This window comes from Ensifer soli, assembly GCF_041928815.1.
Lineage (GTDB): Bacteria > Pseudomonadota > Alphaproteobacteria > Rhizobiales > Rhizobiaceae > JBHFEI01.
Map to the genome: position 1 here is coordinate 308214 of NZ_JBHFEI010000005.1, position 17754 is coordinate 325967.

7 protein-coding genes are annotated in these 17754 nt (G+C 68.6%); 3 read left to right on the forward strand and 4 right to left on the reverse strand.

Annotated features, from left to right (window positions below; all coding sequences use genetic code 11):
• Positions 1-72: 72 nt before the first annotated feature.
• Positions 73-1386, reverse strand: coding sequence for an ABC transporter substrate-binding protein (locus ACEVQ6_RS10290; RefSeq protein ID WP_374888874.1), 1314 nt, complete (start codon positions 1384-1386; stop codon positions 73-75).
• Positions 1387-1805: 419 nt separating this feature from the next.
• Between ACEVQ6_RS10290 and ACEVQ6_RS10295 the strand changes: the two genes are divergently transcribed.
• Complete coding sequence (locus ACEVQ6_RS10295) at positions 1806-3287, forward strand: hypothetical protein (protein ID WP_374888876.1); 1482 nt, start codon at positions 1806-1808, stop codon at positions 3285-3287.
• An 18-nt stretch (positions 3288-3305) separates the two neighbouring features.
• Here the strand turns inward: ACEVQ6_RS10295 and amaB are convergent, their stop codons facing one another.
• Genes amaB through hglS form a run of 3 tightly spaced genes read right to left on the reverse strand, consistent with a single transcriptional unit; the run spans position 3306 to position 7712 of the window.
• Complete coding sequence (gene amaB, locus ACEVQ6_RS10300) at positions 3306-4838, reverse strand: L-piperidine-6-carboxylate dehydrogenase (RefSeq protein WP_374888878.1); 1533 nt, start codon at positions 4836-4838, stop codon at positions 3306-3308.
• Positions 4839-4857: 19 nt separating this feature from the next.
• Positions 4858-6309, reverse strand: coding sequence for an FAD-binding oxidoreductase (locus tag ACEVQ6_RS10305; RefSeq protein WP_374888879.1), 1452 nt, complete (start codon positions 6307-6309; stop codon positions 4858-4860).
• Positions 6310-6314: 5 nt separating this feature from the next.
• Positions 6315-7712, reverse strand: coding sequence for a 2-oxoadipate dioxygenase/decarboxylase HglS (gene hglS, locus ACEVQ6_RS10310; RefSeq protein ID WP_374888880.1), 1398 nt, complete (start codon positions 7710-7712; stop codon positions 6315-6317).
• 113 nt (positions 7713-7825) lie between these two features.
• Between hglS and ACEVQ6_RS10315 the strand changes: the two genes are divergently transcribed.
• Positions 7826-8737, forward strand: coding sequence for a LysR family transcriptional regulator (locus tag ACEVQ6_RS10315; RefSeq protein WP_374888881.1), 912 nt, complete (start codon positions 7826-7828; stop codon positions 8735-8737).
• Positions 8738-9176: 439 nt separating this feature from the next.
• Positions 9177-17684, forward strand: a complete 8508-nt coding sequence (locus ACEVQ6_RS10320; protein WP_374888882.1) for a GH36-type glycosyl hydrolase domain-containing protein — start codon at positions 9177-9179, stop codon at positions 17682-17684.
• Positions 17685-17754 lie beyond the last annotated feature (70 nt).

Below are 17754 nucleotides of genomic sequence, written 5' to 3' on the forward strand. Positions count from 1 at the left end.
GGTTTCGCCCGTGCCCGACAGCGCGCGTCTCCGGCTCCGGCCGGAGCGGCATCCCGGCCGGAACGCCCTCCGTCAGAGCGGCATCGTCGTGTAGTCGGCGGTCACCTCGTAAAGGCCGTCCTCGATCGCCGTCCTGTGGACCACGTCGAGCCGGCCGTCGACGACCTTGGAAATGTACTGGTGGCCGTAGCACTGGTGGTTCCGGCCGTTGAAGAGCTTGTCGCCTTGGGGATGCGCCCGTCCCTCGTCGAAGCGGGTCAGCGATTCCATCGCCTCGACGAAGCCCTGCTTGTCCTTCGCCGTCTGGCCGGAATAGCCGCTGAGCTCCATCGCCTGCTTGATGACGAACAGCGTCTCCCAGCAGCCGAACATGTGGGCATAGGTGGAGATGTCCTTCGGATCCGCCGTGCTCGCGCCGTTGTCGTCGACGCCGATGGCGGCGCGGTAGAATTTGTCGTGCTCGGTCTGGTCCTTCTGGGCGTAGCGCGGCATGCCCTCCCAGAAATAGGTGCCTTCGAGGAATTCGAGCTGGGGGGTGACGAGGTCGACCGCCTCGAGACTGTCGATGAAGCCGAAGATCTGCGGCCGGTTGGCGCCGTAGAACTGGCCGAGTTCCTGCACGAAGGTCAGCACCGCCGGCCCGACCATGACGTGGTAGAGCACCTCGGTCTCCGCCGGGATCTGCGGGAAATAGCGGGTGAAGGAGGATTCCGTCGGCGGGATGGCGATCAGCGCCAGCACCTCGCCGCCCTGGGCCTTGATGGCTTCAGAGAAATAGTCGCGATGGTCATGGCCGAAGGCGTAGTCCGGGAAGATCATCGTGACCTTCTTGCCGAGAGTGCCGGCGATCCACGGCGCCATCGACATGACCTGCGAGCGCACGTCGGTGATGCCCGGCTGGAAGCAGTAGCGGTTGAGCGCGCCGGAGGCGACGTGATAGCCCTCGGATACGACGACATAGGGCATCTTCAGTTCGCCCGCGCGCGGCGCCGAGCCGGTGACGACGTGGGAAAAGAGCGTGCCGTAGGTCACGTCGACCTTGTGCTGGGTGGCGAATTTCTCCACCACCTCGGCGCCGCGCCGGGGGTCCGTGCCGTCGTCCTCGACGACGATCTCGACCGGACGGCCGTTGATGCCGCCTTCCTCGTTGATGCGCTTCACCGCCGCCGCCGTCACGCGGTCGTACCAGCGGCCATAGGAGGCGCCGATGCCGGTGCGGTGCAGCTGCAGGCCGATGCGGATCGGCGCGGAGGTCTGCGCCTGGCTGTAGCGGACGAAGCCGGGAGCCGCGCCGGCAACAAGCCCCGCGCCCGCCGCAGCCCCCATGCCGATGAGCGTCGAACGCCGCGTCAGGCCCCTTGCCGGGGTGATGATCCGTGTCGTCATGTTTTTTCCTTCCCTGCACAGGACGTGCCGCGGCTCATCCGCCGGAACGCATTCGTTCGTCTGCGAACGAAGCAAAATCAATCGCTTCGCAGCCGGCTTTCCGCCGGCCCTTCTCCTGCCACAGGCGTCATCGAAGCGCCAGAGCGGCCGGGAATCGAGGCAGGAAGGGTGGCAAGGCGCAAATTTGCTGCCACGCAAACGAATTTCGCCGCGATGCATCAAAGACGGCCGGCCTGCCGACGGCGGCCGGCCGCAGAGGTGGCTCTTGCGGAAGGACGGCTTTTGCGGCCATCTGCCGGCCTTTGCCGGCGCGCGATCGCACCGGCGCCGCGATGACGGGCGCATCCGGCGCCGGGGAACACGACCGGATGCGCGCATTCGTGCGCAAACCAAAGCGCTGGGGAAAGCGGGTGGCAGCCATGACGGGACGCAGGACGATTTTTTTTGCCGCCGCCGTCTTTTCCCGCGAACGGACGGACAAGGTCCGCCGTCCGGGGCCGATGATGGCGCTTGCGGCCGCGCTCGCCGCGATCCTGCTGCCGCCGCAGGCGGCCTCGGCCCATGTCAGCGAACGCGGGCTCGTCATGCTGCTGCCGACCGGTTTCACCACCGCCGGAGCAGCGCTCGCCGTCGCCGCCTCCTTCCTGGTGCTGATGCTCGCGCCGGCAACGCTTTTCGAGCGCCTCCGCCGGTGGCGGCTCGTCCTCGTGCCGTTCAGGCCGCCGTCGCGCGCCTTCGCCAGCGCCGCGAGCCTCGCCGTCCTTGTCACCCTCGTAACGGTCGGCGCCGTCGGCCCGACCGATCCGGGCAGGAACCTGCTGCCGCTGACGCTGTGGTCGATCGTCTGGGTGGGGCTGACGCTGCTGCAGGCACTGACCGGCAACCTCTGGCCCTGGCTCAACCCGTGGACCGGCGCCTTCGCGCTGCTGCGCCGCGCGACGGGACGGCCGATCGGCAGAAAGGCGCGCCTTCCCCTCCCCCGGCGGCTGCGCTACGTGCCGGCGACCGGTTTCTTCCTCGCCTTCGCCTGGTATGAACTGGTGTCGCTGTCGCCGCAGGATCCGCGCGGGCTGGCGCTGGCCGTCTCGCTCTGGTGGCTCGTCCATGCCGGCGGCATCGCCATCTTCGGCGAGGCGGCCTGGATGCGCTTCGCCGAACCCTTCTCGATCCTTTACCGGCTGATCGGCATGCTGTCGCCGCTGGCGGTGGTGCGGTGCCGGCGAAGGCCGAGGCTCGCCCTCGTGATGCCGGGACGCCACTGCCTCTCCGCACCGCCCCTGCCGCCCGGCGGCACGCTCTTCCTCCTCGTCACGCTGTCGAGCGTCACCTTCGACGGGTTTTCCGCGACCTTCGCCTGGCTCGGCCGGCTCGGCATCAATCCGCTGGAGTTTCCCGGCCGCAGCGCGGTCGTGGAGGCCAACACGATCGGCCTTCTCGCGGCGGCGGCGCTGCTCCCGGCCGTCTTCCTCGCCGCCGTCCGCCTCGGATCAGCCCTCGCCGGAGGGCGTGAACTGCCCGCCGGCGCGCTGGTCTATTCGATCGTGCCGATCTCGATCGCCTTCCATGCGGCCCACTACCTGCCGGTTCTGCTCGTCAACGGCCAGTTCTTCCTTGCGGCCCTTTCGGATCCGCTCGGCACCGGCGCCGACCTGTTCGGCACCGCCGGGATCCACGTCTCCGATTCCTTCATGACCCATCTCGACGGCGCGCGCCGGCTCTGGACGGCGCAGACGGCGATCATCGCCGCCGGCCATGTCGTCGGCGTCGTGCTTGCCCACGGGCTGGCGCTCCGGACCCTGAAGACGGCGACGGCCGCGAGCCGGAGCCAGCTCCCGCTCGCGGCCGTCATGGTGTTCTACACCGTGTTCGGCCTCTGGCTGCTGTCGACGCCGGTCGCGTGACCGGCGCCGGCGGGCCGGTCAGTCGATGTCGAAGGAGACGCCCTGGGCGAGCGGCAATGCCTTCGAATAGTTGATCGTGTTGGTGGCGCGGCGCATATAGGCGCGCCAGGCGTCGGAGCCGGATTCGCGGCCGCCGCCGGTCTCCTTCTCCCCGCCGAAGGCGCCGCCGATTTCCGCGCCCGAGGTGCCGATATTGACATTGGCGATGCCGCAGTCGGAGCCCGCCACCGAGAGGAAGGTCTCGGCCTCGCGCATGTCGAGGGTGAAGATCGACGAGGACAGGCCGGCGGAGACGGCGTTGTGGTCGGCGAGCGCCGCATCGAAGTCGCTGTATGCCATCACGTAGAGGATCGGCGCGAAGGTCTCCTCCAGCACCGGCCCCGCCTGTGCCGGCATCTCGACCAGCGCGGGACGGGCGTAATAGGCGTCCGCCGACCCCGCATCGACGCGCTCGCCGCCGGTGACCGTGCCGCCCTGAGCCTTCGCCTCGGAGAGCGCCTTCTGCATGCCGTCGAAGGCGGCCTTGTCGATCAGCGGGCCGACGAGGGAGGACGTTTCCAGCGGATTGCCGACCGACACGCTCGCATAGGCCTTCTTCAGCCGCGGCACCAGCGCGTCGTAGACGCTTTCATGGACGAAGAGGCGGCGCAGCGTCGTGCAGCGCTGGCCGGCCGTGCCCATCGCACCGAAGGCGATGGCGCGCAGCGCCATGTCGAGATCGGCGCTCGGGCAGACGATGCCGGCATTGTTGCCGCCGAGCTCGAGGATCGAGCGGGCGAAGCGCTTGGCCAGGCGCGGGCCGACCTCGCGGCCCATCCGCGTCGAGCCGGTCGCCGAGACGAGCGCCACCTTCGGATGGTCGACCAGCACCTCGCCGGCGGCGCGGTCGCCGATCAGCACCTGCGAGAGATGGTCCGGGGCGTCGCCGAAGCGGGCGATCGCGCGTTCCAGGATCGCCTGCGAGGCGAGCGCCGTCAGCGGCGTCTTCTCCGAGGGCTTCCAGACGACGGAATTGCCGCAGACCAGCGCCAGCGCCGCGTTCCACGACCAGACGGCGACGGGGAAATTGAAGGCGGAGATGATGCCGACGACGCCGAGCGGATGCCAGGTCTCCATCATCCGGTGGCCCGGACGCTCGGTCGCGATCGTCAGGCCGTAGAGCTGGCGCGACAGGCCGACGGCGAAGTCGCAGATGTCGATCATCTCCTGCACCTCGCCGAGCCCTTCCGAGGGGATCTTGCCGGCCTCGATCGAGACGAGCCGGCCGAGATCGGCCTTGGCGGCGCGCAGTTCCTCGCCGAGGAGGCGCACGAGCTCGCCCCGGCGCGGCGCCGGCACCAGCCGCCAGGCACGAAACGCGGCGTCGGCGCGCCCGATGGCCGCGGCGGCATCTTGCGCCGAGACCGGCGCCAGATGGCCGATCGCCTCGCCGCTGACCGGACTGCGCGACACCATGCCGCCGCCGGTATAAAGCGTCTCGGCGACGCCGAGCCGGCCGAGGATGGCGGCGGCTTCCGCCGCCATGGTCGCCTTGGTGGATGCCTTGTCCATGTGTTCGTCTCCCATCGGGTTATCGGTTGTCGACGGCCGCGCGGCCGAAGCGGACGCTGCCGAGCGTGCCCGGCGAGGTCATCGCCTTCAGCCCCTCGGCCATCGCCTTGATAGTCTCCGGCGTGTAGCGGTCGTAATAGCTCTGGTTCTTGCGGCCGATCGCATGCTCGGCGCTGAAACTGCCGCCGAAACGCTCGACCGTCGCCTCGAAGACCCGGTCGCGCAGGCGCGCCTCGAAGCCCGGATCGCTCCAGAGCGGGCTGTCCTTCGGCACGGCGAGATTGAAATGCACGCCGCCGTCGCCGATATGGCCGAAGTCGCAGACGGCGATGCCGGGAAAGGCCTCGGCGATCTCCGCGCCGAGCGTGGCGCAGAAGGCGGTCACGTCGCCGCGGCGGAAGGAGAGGTCGAAGGCAATCAGCCGGCCCTTGTGCTTCACTCCTTCGGAGAGCGCATGGCGCAGCGCCCACATCTCCTCGGGCGGGCCGACGAAGGCATCGGCGAGCGGGGCTTCGGCCTGCTCCCAGATCTCCGCCAGCACCGCCTCCAGCATGTCGGAGAGCGGCTCCTCCCCCTCGCGCGGCGCCGAGGTGCGCGAGATCTCGGCGAGGATCAGGTAATCCGGGATCTCGCCGCCGCGAAACGGGTTCTTCAGCGACGGGACATGGTCGAGCGCGGCCGCGACCGCATTGCGCGACATGCCCTCGAAGGCGCTGAGCAGGCTGCCGAGCCGTTCTTCCATTTGGGCGAGCAGCAGCGGCACCGCCTCGGGTCCCGACGGCACGAGATAGGCCGTAGCGCTCTGGCGCGGCAGCCGCTCCAGCGACAGCGTCGCCTCGGTGACGATGCCGAAGGCGCCCGACGTGCCGATGAAGACCTGCTTCCAGTCGACGCCGGTATTGTTCTTGCGCAGGTCCGAGCCGAGCTGCAGGATCGTGCCGTCGCCATCCGCGAGCACGACGGTGAGCGACAGCACGTTGCGGCGCACGTCGCCATAGCGCAGGAACCGGGAGCCGCCGGTATTGGTGGCGATCATCCCGCCGATGCGCGGATCGGCCGACAGGTCGATCGGAAAGAACAGGCCGTGCGGCTCCAGCATCCGGTTGACGTCGGACAGGCGGAAGCCGGCATCGAGCCTGAGGCTTCGGTTCACCGGATCGAGGTCGAACCTGCGCGCCAGCCGGTCGAGGCTGAGCACCACGTCTCCTCCGGCGGCCGAAGGGGTGGAGCCGGAAACGAGGCCGGTATTGCCCGCCTGCGGGATGACGGCGATGCCGTCGCGGACGCAGACGGCGAGGACCGCCGAAACCTCCGCCGTGCTGCGCGGCCGCAGCACGGCCGCCGCCCTGCCCGCGTCATAGCGGGCGCCGGTCTCGTAAGGGCGCCGGTCGGCCTCGGCGGTGATCACGCCGGCCGATCCGAGGATCGCCTCGAAGGCATCGAGGACGGTCTGGTCGAGCGTATGCGCCACCGGCCTCACTCCGCCGCCATCGCGCCGGCAAGGCGCGACAGGCACCGGTCGATCGAGGCCTGCTCGATCGCGGCGTAATGGGCGAATTCGTCGAGCACGGCGGCGCCGAGCTCGTCCTCGAAGCGCGCCTTGTTCGGGTCGGCGGAAAAGGCCTGCGCCGCCGCGTCGCCGAGATTGGACTGGAAGATGCCGGCGGCGCTGACGGGCAGGAAATCCTCGTAGATCACCGGATCGAAGCGGACGAAGCCGGCCGCGACCAGCGCGTCGAGGTCCATGCCGGCGGCAGGCGCCCCGAACGCCGTGTCCGTCAGCGAATATTCGAAATAGCCGAGCCCTTCGGCGCGGATCTCCGCCCACGTGTCGGGAAAGGGCGAGAAGGCGTCGGCCAGCGCCGCGCGGTAAGCGTCGGCATTGGAACCGTCGGCCTTCGGCGGCACGAGCGCGCGAGAACGATCGAGCAGCGTGTCGTAGAGCACCCTGCCCTTGGGCGTCAGCGCGATGCCGCGGCTTTCGATCTCGCCGAAGCGGGCCGTGTGCGAGCCGGGCGTCCAGGTGCCGTCGGCGTCGCGGAAGGAGACGGGCTCCTCCAGCGCCTTGAACGAGGTCTGGCGCAAGAGGATCGGGCAGTTGCGCGCAGGCGGCCCCTCGACGACGGCCTTCGGCGCGATGCCGTGGTGAGGCATGCGCGCCTGCACGGCGTCGATGTCGAGGGTCCGCGGCGTCAGATGGTTGATGTGCGGTCCGCGGAAGGAGACGACATCGGCGACGAGCCGGTGCGCCGCATGCAGCCGCCGATAGAGCGCCGCCGGGACGGCGGCCCGGTCGTGCCAGCGGAAGGTTTCGAGGACCGCGAGGACGAAACGGTCAGCTTCCGCGCGCGTCAGCCCGCCCTTCGCCTCGAAGGTGGCGGTGAGCGCGGCGGCCTCGGCGGTGAAGATCGACCGCGCGGCCAGCACCGCTTCCGCCTCCGCCCGCAGCCCGGCATCGGCGATCAGGTCGAGGCGCAGCAGCGAGGTGAACACGCGGAACGGATTGCGGGCGAGCGCGGCGGCGCCAACGGGGCGGAAGGCGGTCGAATGGACCGGCACGCCGGACGCACTCAGGTCGTAATAGCCGACCGGCTCCATGCCCATGACCGCGAAGACGCGGCGCATCATCTTCAGCTCGGCGGGCGTGCCGAGCCGGATCGCGCCGTGGCGCTCGCCGGAAATGCGCTCGAGCCCGTCGGTCTGGCGGAGCTGGCCGGCAAGGGCGGGATCGCGCTCAAGCGTTTCCGCATTCACCGCCTTCACGAGATCCATCAGCGTGCCGTAGGCCGGTACCTCCGCGCGGTACATCGCCGACATCGCGGCGGAGAAGGCGGCGCGGATGTCGTCGGGCGACACGAAATTCAACTCTTGCATGGTCCGGACCCAAAAATTTCAGCGCAAAACAGCGATCATTCGATTTCGCGATCATATAGGATGGAATTATGCTTTGATCGCGACGTTTCTGACTAAGTTCATGCGAGGCCGGAATGAAGTTGAGCCGAAGGCTGGTTCCAGACGTCATCACGCTGCAGGCGTTCGAATGTGCGGCGCGCCATGGCAGCTTCACCCGGGCGGCAAGCGAACTCAATCTGACACAGAGCGCCGTCTCCCGCCAGATCAAGGACCTGGAGATCCAGATCGGCGCGCTGCTGTTCGAGCGGGTGCGCCAGCGCGTCGTGCTCTCGGCGGCGGGAGAGCGGCTGCTGCCGGAGGTGCGCCGGCTGCTCGCCCAGTCGGAGGACCTGATGGTGCGCGCCATGACCTCGGTGCAGGCGCGTTCCTCGCTGTCGATCGCCTGCCTGCCGACCTTCGGCAGCCGCTGGCTGACGCCGCGCCTACCGGATTTCCTCGCCCGCCATCCGGGCACGGTGCTGAACATCGTCTCCCATTCGAAGCCGTTCAGCTTCGAGGACGAGAATGTCGATCTCGCCATCCACCACGGCAAGCCGGTCTGGGCCCATGCCACCTGCACCTATCTGTGCAGCGAGATCATCGTGCCGGTCGCGAGCCCGGCGCTGATCGAACGCCTGTCCGAGCGGACGCCCACCGCGCTCGACGGGCAGCCGCTGCTGCAGCTCGCCACACGGCCGCGCCTCTGGGCGCAATGGTTCGAGGCGCGCGGCCTGTCGCTTTCCGGCGGCTTCACCGGCCACCGCTTCGACCAGTTCTCGATGGTGATCGAGGCGGCCGTCGCGGGATTGGGTTTCGCGCTGCTGCCGCGCTACCTGATCGGCCAGGAGCTGGCATCGGGACGGCTCGCCATCGTCTTCGACCTGCCGATGCGCACCGAATACGCCTATTACACCGTCGTTCCCGAGGCCAAAATGGAGAACCCGGCAAGCCAGGCCTTCCGCCGCTGGATCGCCGGAGAGGTCGAGGAAATCCTGCCGCCGGACTGATTCATCCGGATGCACGGGGAACCGATCGCCGCCTTGCGCATTGTCTTGCGCGTGCAATCGACGATTTCTCCCTCAACACCGGAAGCGCATGATGGAACGACGATCCTCACCCGGCCGCGGCCGGACCGTGACGACGCACGCATCCGAGGCCGGCCTCATCCGCAGATTCCGCACCCCGGCCAAAAAATGCCGTTTTCATCCCTCACGCGGCCGTGATAACGAGCGTGGCATTGCCTGCCCGAGTGTCCGCGGCCCCGTTCCGGTCCGCCCTGTCGTCGTGGCGGCGCTGCCGAGGCATGCGCCGCGCCGCTCCTGGCGGTGACGCTTCATGGCTGACGACGCCGCGGCACGAAGGATGCCGCCCAAACGACAGTCGGGCCGGCACGATGCCGTCGACGTTCCTGCCGATCAACCCCGCCTGGACCCAGATACAGAACCCATGCCGCCGCTCTCAACGCCGACCGCCTCCCCCCGCGACCAGGAGTCCAGGCCGATGGACTTCAACGATTCGATCCGCGCGACCTATTTCACGGTCGAGGAACTGCGCCAGCTCGGCGAGGACCTCGCGCAGAACGGCGCCACGGCTCTTCCCGGCTTCCGCCCCTTCGATTTCCGCGCCCGGCACAAGGAGAACGAGCGGGAGATCTTCCGCGTCTACAAGGTCGTCTCCGCCGATGTCGAGGCCGGGGCGACGATCACGCCCGCCGCCGAATGGCTGCTCGACAACCATTACGTCATCGAGGAGGCGATCCAGGAGGTCCGGCGCGATTTCCCGCGCAGGTTCTACCGCGAACTGCCGACCATCACCGTCGGCGGCGCGGAGATCCCGCGCACGATGGCGATGGCCTTCCTCTACGTCGCCCATACCCACAGCACCGTCTCGCGCGAGAGCCTCACCGAAATGGTCGAGGGGTTCCAGGCGCACAAGGCCTTCAAGATCGGCGAATTATGGGCGCTGCCCTCGATCCTGCGCTTCGTACTGATCGAGAACCTGCGCCGCATCGCCATCCGCGTCGACCGCTCGCGCGCCATGCGGCAGAAGGCGAACGAGGCCGCCGACCGCATCGCGCGCGAAAACGATCCGGACCGGCTGAAGGCGCTTCTCCCGCAGTTCGTCGCCGACACCGCCGACAACACCTTCGTCGCCCAGCTGCTCTACCGGCTGCGCGACGGCTCGCAATCGGCGAGCATCGTCATCAACTGGCTGGAAGAGCAGCTCGAGAACCGCGGCAGCGACATCGAGAGCGCGCTCGTCGCCGAACAGAACCGTCTTTCCTCCGGCAATGTCACGATGGGCAACATCGTGCGCAGCCTGCGCAAGATCGACGACACCGAATGGGCGGTCTGGGTCGAGAGCGTCAGCGTCATCGACGCGGCGCTGCGCGAGGGATCGGACTATACCCGCCTCGATTTCGGCTCGCGCAACAAGTATCGCGAGACGATCGAGAAGCTCGCCAAGCGCTCCGGCCACAGCGAGATCGAGGTGACCCGCACCGCGCTTGCCATGGTTGCGGAAATGGAGGCCGGTCCGGCCGAAGATGCCGCGCCGAATGTCGGCATGATGCTCGTCGGCCGCAGGCGTCTCGCGCTCGAGGCCCGCATCGGCTACCGCCCGACGGTGCTGCAGAAGGTCCTGCGCTTCAGCCGCCAGCTCGAATGGCTGGCGATCGCCGGGCCGAACGTCCTCCTCACCATTCTGGCGATGGTCGCGGTCTATGCCTTCATCAGCGCCATGGACATTCCGTCCGGCGCGGCGCTGATCATGCTGCTGCTGGTCGCCCTGCCGGCCTCCGAGGCGGCGACCGGCCTCTTCAACACGCTTGTCACCCTGCTCGTTCGCCCGACACGGCTCGTCGGCTACGAATTCCTCGACGGCATTCCCGCCGATGCCCGCACCCTCGTCGTCGTGCCCTGTCTCATCTCCCGGCGCGACCATGTCGACGAACTGGTGCGCAATCTCGAGGTCCACTACCTCGCCAACCCGAAGGGCGAGATTTCCTTCGCACTCCTCAGCGACTGGGCCGACAGCCCGGTCGAGGAGACGCAGGCCGACCTCGACGTCCTCGCCTATGCGCGCAGCGAGATCGAGGCGCTCTCGGCGCGCTACCGCCATGACGGGCGCACCCGCTTCTTCCTGCTGCACCGACGCCGCCTCTGGAGCGAATCCGAAGGCGTGTGGATGGGCTGGGAAAGGAAGCGCGGCAAGCTGCACGAGCTGAACCTCCTTCTGCGCGGCGACAGCGACACGACCTTCATCCTCGACAAGGAGACGGTGCTGCCGAGGGGCGTCCAGTACGTGATGACGCTCGACTCCGACACGCGCCTGATGCGCGACGCGGTGACCAAGCTCGTCGGCAAGCTCTCCCATCCGATCAACCGCCCGGTCATCGACGCGAAGACGCAGAAGGTGACGGCCGGCTACAGCATCCTGCAACCGCGCGTGACGCCCTCGCTGACGACCGGAAGCAACGCCTCGGCCTTCCAGCGCATCTTCTCGATCAACCGCGGCGTCGATCCCTATGTCTTCACCGTCTCCGACGTCTATCAGGACATCGCCGGGGAAGGCACCTTCACCGGCAAGGGCCTCTACCATGTCGACGCCTTCGAGGCGGCGCTGAAGGGCCGGATCGACGAGAACGCGGTGCTGAGCCACGATCTGCTCGAGGGTTCCTTCGCCCGCTGCGCCCTCGTCACCGATGTCGAGCTCGTCGAGGATTTCCCGACGCGCTACGAGGTGGAGATGTCGCGCCAGCATCGCTGGGCGCGCGGCGACTGGCAGCTCCTGCCCTATATGGTCGACCCCGCCAACGGGCTTTCCATGCTCGGCCGCTGGAAGATGTATGACAATCTCCGCCGCTCGCTGATCCCCTGCGCCTGGCTCGTCGCCTCGGTGATGGGCTGGTACTACATGCAGCCGGCCGAAGCGCTGGTCTGGCAGGCAGTGCTGATCTTCTCGCTCTTCGTCGCGCCCACCCTCTCCCTGATCAACGGCCTGCTGCCGCGCCGCAACGACATCGTCGCCCGGGCCCACCTGCATGCCGTGCTTTCGGAAATCCAGGCGGCGAACGCGCAGGTCGCGCTGCGCATCGTCTTCATCGCCCATTCGGCGGCGATGATGGCGGACGCGATCGTCCGTTCCCTCTACCGCACCTTCGTCTCGCGCAAGCTGATGCTGGAATGGCGCACCGCCGCCCAGGTGCAGAGCGCCGGCCATGGCGGCGTGCTCGACTATTACCGGGCCATGTGGGCCGCCCCGGCGCTCGCCATCGCCTCCGTCGCGCTCGCCGCCGTCTCCGACACCGGCCTGCCCTTCATCGGCGTTCCCTTCGCGGCGCTCTGGATCGTCTCGCCGGCGATCGCCTGGTTCGTCAGCCAGTCGGCCGAGACCGAGGACACGCTCGCCGTTCCCGAGGACGTCTCCGAGGCGTTGCGCCGGATCGCGCGGCGCACCTGGCGCTACTTCGAGCACTTCGTCAATGCGGAGCAGAATTTCCTGCCCCCGGACAATTTCCAGGAAATCCCCAACCCCGTGCTCGCGACGCGGACCTCGCCGACCAATATCGGCGTCTATCTCCTGTCGGTGATCTCCGCGCGCGACTTCGGCTGGATCGGCTTCGAGGAGACGATCCGGCGTCTGGAGCAGACGGTCGGCACGATCGACCGCATGCCGAAGTTCCGCGGCCATCTCTACAACTGGTATCGCACCGACACGCTCGACACGATGGAGCCGCGCTACGTCTCGGCCGTCGACAGCGGCAATCTCGCCGGCCACCTGATCGCCGTATCCTCGCTCTGCCGCGAATGGGCGGAGGCGCCGTCCGCCCATGTCCAGGGCAGCCTCGACGGCATCGGCGACGTCGCCGAGATCCTCGCCGAGGTGCTCGCCGGCCTGCCGGACGACCGGCGCACCATCCGGCCGCTGCGCCGGCAGATCGACGAGCGCATCGAGGGCTTCCGCAACGCGCTTGCCGCCGTGCAGCGCGAGCGCGAATTCGCGTCGCTGCGCGTCATCAACCTCGCCGTGCTCGCCCGCGACATCCACAAGCTCGCCGGCAATCTCGACCACGAGATCCGGACGGCCCACAGCGCGGCGATCGTCGACTGGGCACAGTCGCTGGTCAACACCTGCGAAGCCCATATCTCCGACAGCGTCTTCGACCTCGCCGCCATCGACGCGCTGCGCCAGCGCCTGGTGGTGCTGCGCGACCGCTCGCGCGACCTCGCCTTCTCGATGGACTTCTCCTTCCTCTTCCGCCGCGAGCGCCGGCTGCTGTCGATCGGCTACCGCGTCGCCACCGGCGAGCTCGACGAGGCCTGCTACGACCTGCTCGCCTCCGAGGCGCGCCTGACGAGCCTCTTTGCCATCGCCAAGGGAGATCTCCCGACCGAGCACTGGTACAAGCTCGGCCGGCCGATCGTGCCGATCGGCGCGCGCGGCGCGCTCGTCTCCTGGTCGGGTTCGATGTTCGAATATCTGATGCCGCCGCTCGTCATGCAGGAACGCCAGGGCGGCATCCTCAACCAGACCAACAATCTCGTCGTCGTCGAGCAGATCAACCACGGCCGCCGGCTCGGCACGCCCTGGGGCATCTCCGAGGCCGCCTTCAACGCCCGCGACCACGAGCTGACCTACCAGTACACCAATTTCGGCGTGCCGAAGCTCGGCCTGAAACGGGGACTCGGCCAGAACGCGGTGATCGCGCCCTATGCCTCGCTGCTCGCCTCCATGTACGATCCGAAGGCGGCGCTCGACAACCTCAAGCGGCTGCAGGCGCTCGGCGCGCTCGGCGAATACGGCTTCCACGACGCCGTCGACTTCACCCCGACCCGCGTGCCGGAGGGCCAGACCTGCGCCGTCGTGCGCAACTACATGGCGCACCACCACGGCATGTCGATCGCCGCCGTCGCCAATGTCGTCTTCAACGGGAGGCTGCGCGAGCTCTTCCATGCCGACCCAGTGATCGAGGCGGCCGAACTGCTGCTGCAGGAAAAGGCGCCGCGCGACATTCCGATCATCAACGCCAAGAACGATCCGGGCACGCTCGGCAAGGGCCAGGCCGATCTCCTGCGCCCGGAAGTGCGCACCATCGTCAATCCGCTGTCGAAGGAACGCCAGACGGTCTTCCTGTCGAACGGCCATTATTCGATCATGCTCACCTCGGGCGGTGCCGGCTACTCGCGCTGGAACGGCCAGTCGGTCGTGCGCTGGAAGCCCGACCCGTCCGAGGACCGTTACGGCACCTTCATCTTCCTGCGCGACACGGCGAGCGGCGCGTGGTGGTCGGCAAGCGCGGAGCCGCGCCGTGCCGAGGGCGAGAAGGCGACCGTCCGCTTCGGCGACGACAAGGCGGAATTCATCAAGACGGTCGGCACGCTGACGAGCGAGGTCGAATGCATCGTCGCCACCGAGCACGATGCCGAGGGCCGGCGCGTGACGCTTCTCAACACCGGCTCCGAGGACCGCTTCATCGAGGTCACCTCCTATGCCGAACCGGTGCTGTCGACAGACGATGCCGACAGCGCCCATCCGCTGTTTTCGAAGATGTTCCTCAAGACCGAGATCGGCAAGCGCGGCGACGTGATCCACGTCTCCCGCAACAAGCGTTCACCCTCCGATCCCGACATCGCCGTCGCCCACCTGATCACCGACAATGCCGGAAGCAGCCGGCATACGGAGGCCGAGACCGACCGGCGCGCCTTCATCGGCGTCGGCCGCACGCTCGCGGAGGCGCGCGCCTTCGACGAGGGCGTCGCGCTGTCCGGCACGGACGGCTTCACGCTCGACCCGGTGATGGCGCTGCGCCGCAGCGTGCGCGTTCCGGCCGGCAAGAAGGTGAGCGTCCTCTTCTGGACAATCGCCGCGCCGTCGCGCGCCGAGGTCGACCGTGCCGTCGACCGCTATCGCCATCCCGACAGCTTCAACCACGAGATGGTCCATGCCTGGACCCGCAGCCAGGTGCAGATGCGCCAGGTCGGCGTGACCTCGCAGGAGGCGGCGAGCTTCCAGACGCTCGGCCGCTATCTCACCTATCCCGACATGCAGCTTCGCGCCGATCCGGCCGCCGTGCGCGCCGGCCTCGGCCGCCAGTCGGCGCTCTGGCCGCTGGCGATCTCGGGCGATTTCCCGATCTTCGTGCTGCGCATCAACGACGACGTCGACCTCGGCATCGCCCGCGAGGCGCTGCGCGCGCAGGAATATCTGCGTGCCCGCGGCGTCACCGCCGACCTCGTAATCGTCAACGAACGCGCCTCCTCCTATGCGCAGGACATGCAGCACGCGATCGACGGCATGTGCGAGAACCTGCGGCTGCGCGGGCTCTCCGACGGGCCGCGCCAGCATATCTTCGCCGTGCGCCGCGACCTGATGGACGCGGCGACCCTGGCGACGCTGATGGCCGCCGCGCGCGCCGTCTTCCATGCGCGCAACGGCACGCTCGCCGACCAGATCGCCCGGGCGGGCTCGCTCTTCTCCTTCACGCTGCCAGGCCAAACCGGCGAGGACGAGGCGGGGACGGACGCCCTGCCGGCGCCTGCCCGCAGGCTAGCCCCCGCGACGCCGGTCGCGGTCGCCGGAGACGGTCTCGATTTCTGGAACGGCCATGGCGGCTTCTCCGATGAGGGCCGCACCTATGTGGTGCGCCTGACGGGCGGCGAGACGACGCCCCACCCGTGGATCAACGTCATCGCCAACCAGAATTTCGGCTTCCACGTCGCCGCCGACGGCGCCGGCTTCACCTGGAGCCGCAACTCGCGCGACTACCAGCTGACGCCCTGGACCAACGACCCGGTCGTCAACCGGCCGGGCGAGGCGATCTTCGTGCGCGACATGGTCAGCGGCGCCGTGCTGACGCCCTATGCAGCCCTGTCGCGCGATCCCGGCATCCTGTTCGAGGCGCGCCACGGTTTCGGCGTCTCGGCCTTCGAAAGCGAGCAGGAGGGCATCCGCCTGACCGCGACGCAGACGGTCGACCGCGACCTGCCGGTGAAGCTCACCCGCCTGTCGCTCGAAAACCGGACGGAGCGTGCCCGCACCCTGCGCGTCTATGCGGCGGTGGAATGGGTTCTCGGCAACAACCGCGCCCGGACCGCGCCTTTCGTGCTGTCGAGCGGGGGCGAGGACGCCCTTTTCGCCACCAACCCCTACAGCATCGACTATGGCGGCCGCACCGCCTTCCTCGCCGCGACCGGCGCCCCGGTGACGAGCCTGACGGCGAGCCGGCGCGAGTTCATCGGCAGGACCGGCAGCATCGTCGCCCCGATGGCGGTACTGAACGGCGATGCGCTTTCCGGCACCACCGATGCCGCCGGCGATCCGGCGGCGGTGATCGCCCTCGACGTCACGCTCGCCCCCGGCGACGTCAAGCACCTCACCCTCCTTCTCGGCGATGCCGACGACGCGGAAGGCGCGTCCGGCCTGCTGGAAAAGGCGAAGGCGCTCGACGTGGACGGCGTGTGCCAGGCAGCGGCCCGGTTCTGGGACGGCTTTGCCGGCACGCTGCAGGTGGAGACGCCCGACCGCGCCTTTGACCACATGGTCAATGGCTGGCTGCCCTACCAGAGCCTCGGCTGCCGCATCCTTGCCCGCTCCGCCTTCTATCAGGCGAGCGGCGCCTACGGTTTCCGCGACCAGCTGCAGGACACGCTCGCCTTCCTGATCCACGACCCGGACCTCGCCCGCCGGCAGATCCTCAACGCCGCCGGCCGGCAGTTCCCTGAGGGCGACGTGCAGCACTGGTGGCTGCCGGGGACGGGGGCCGGCGTGCGCACCCTGATCTCCGACGACGTCGTCTGGCTCGGCTATGCGGCGGCGCGTTACTGCACCGTCACCGGCACGACCGGCATTCTTGGCGAGGCGATCCCCTTCATCGAGGGGCTGGCGCTGGAGCCTGGTCAACACGACAGCTTTTTCCAGCCGAACGTCTCGCAGGACACCGCCGATCTCTACGAACACTGCGCCCGCGCCCTCGACCTCGCGATCGCCCGCCGCGGCGACAACGGCCTGCCGCTGATTCTCGGCGGCGACTGGAACGACGGCATGAACCGCGTCGGCATCGAGGGGCGCGGCACCAGCGTCTGGCTCGGCTGGTTCCTGGCGGCGACGCTGCGCGCCTTCCTGCCGCATGCCGAGCAACGCGGCGACACCATGCGCCTCGAACGCTGGACCAGCCATCTCGATGCCCTCAAGGCGGCGCTCTCCTCGACGGGCTGGGATGGCGGCCATTACCTGCGCGGCACCTTCGACGACGGCACGCCGCTCGGCGCCTCGCGCAACGAGGAATGCCGCATCGACTCGATCGCCCAGTCTTGGAGCGTGCTCTCCGGCGAGGGCGAGCCCGAGCGGTCGCAAAAGGCGATGGACGCGGTGATGACGACGCTTGCCGATGCGGAACACGGCATCATCCGCCTGTTCACGCCACCCTTCGAGAAGACCCCGCGCGATCCCGGCTATATCAAGGCCTATCCGCCGGGCGTGCGCGAGAATGGCGGGCAATACACCCATGCGGCCACCTGGGTCGTGCTGGCGCTCGCCGAGCTCGGCCGCGGCGACGAGGCCTACCAGGCCTTCTCGATGATCAACCCCGTGAACCATGCGCTCGATCCGGCCTCCGCCGAAACCTACCGGGTGGAGCCCTATGTGGTCGCCGCCGACATCTATGGGGAAGGCGCGCTGATCGGCCGCGGCGGCTGGACCTGGTATACGGGATCCGCCGGCTGGCTCTATCGCGTCGGCATCGAAGGCATTCTCGGCATCCGCAAGGAGGGCGACCGCCTATTCGTCCGTCCCGTACTGCCCACCGCCTGGGACGGCTACACGGCACGCCTCCGGCTCGACGGGCAGGACCTTGAGATCGTGGTGACGGGTAACGGTAAAAACGTCGCACCCACGGTGACGATCAATAAAACTGTCACAAATCCCGACGAAGGTCACCTGCTGACGGCACGCTGACCCCGGCCGGACCTCCGCCCTCCGGCCTGTTTTCCGGGGGCGAATGTCCGGTCGATACGGTCGCGCGGCC

What these genes read in the sequence shown, in the direction of transcription:
- ACEVQ6_RS10290 (WP_374888874.1), bottom strand. Translation starts at nt 1,386, where the DNA reads ATGACGACACGGATCATCACCCCGGCAAGGGGCCTGACGCGGCGTTCG.
- ACEVQ6_RS10295 (WP_374888876.1), top strand. Translation starts at nt 1,806, where the DNA reads ATGACGGGACGCAGGACGATTTTTTTTGCCGCCGCCGTCTTTTCCCGC.
- amaB (WP_374888878.1), bottom strand. Translation starts at nt 4,838, where the DNA reads ATGGACAAGGCATCCACCAAGGCGACCATGGCGGCGGAAGCCGCCGCC.
- hglS (WP_374888880.1), bottom strand. Translation starts at nt 7,712, where the DNA reads ATGCAAGAGTTGAATTTCGTGTCGCCCGACGACATCCGCGCCGCCTTC.
- ACEVQ6_RS10315 (WP_374888881.1), top strand. Translation starts at nt 7,826, where the DNA reads ATGAAGTTGAGCCGAAGGCTGGTTCCAGACGTCATCACGCTGCAGGCG.
- ACEVQ6_RS10320 (WP_374888882.1), top strand. Translation starts at nt 9,177, where the DNA reads ATGCCGCCGCTCTCAACGCCGACCGCCTCCCCCCGCGACCAGGAGTCC.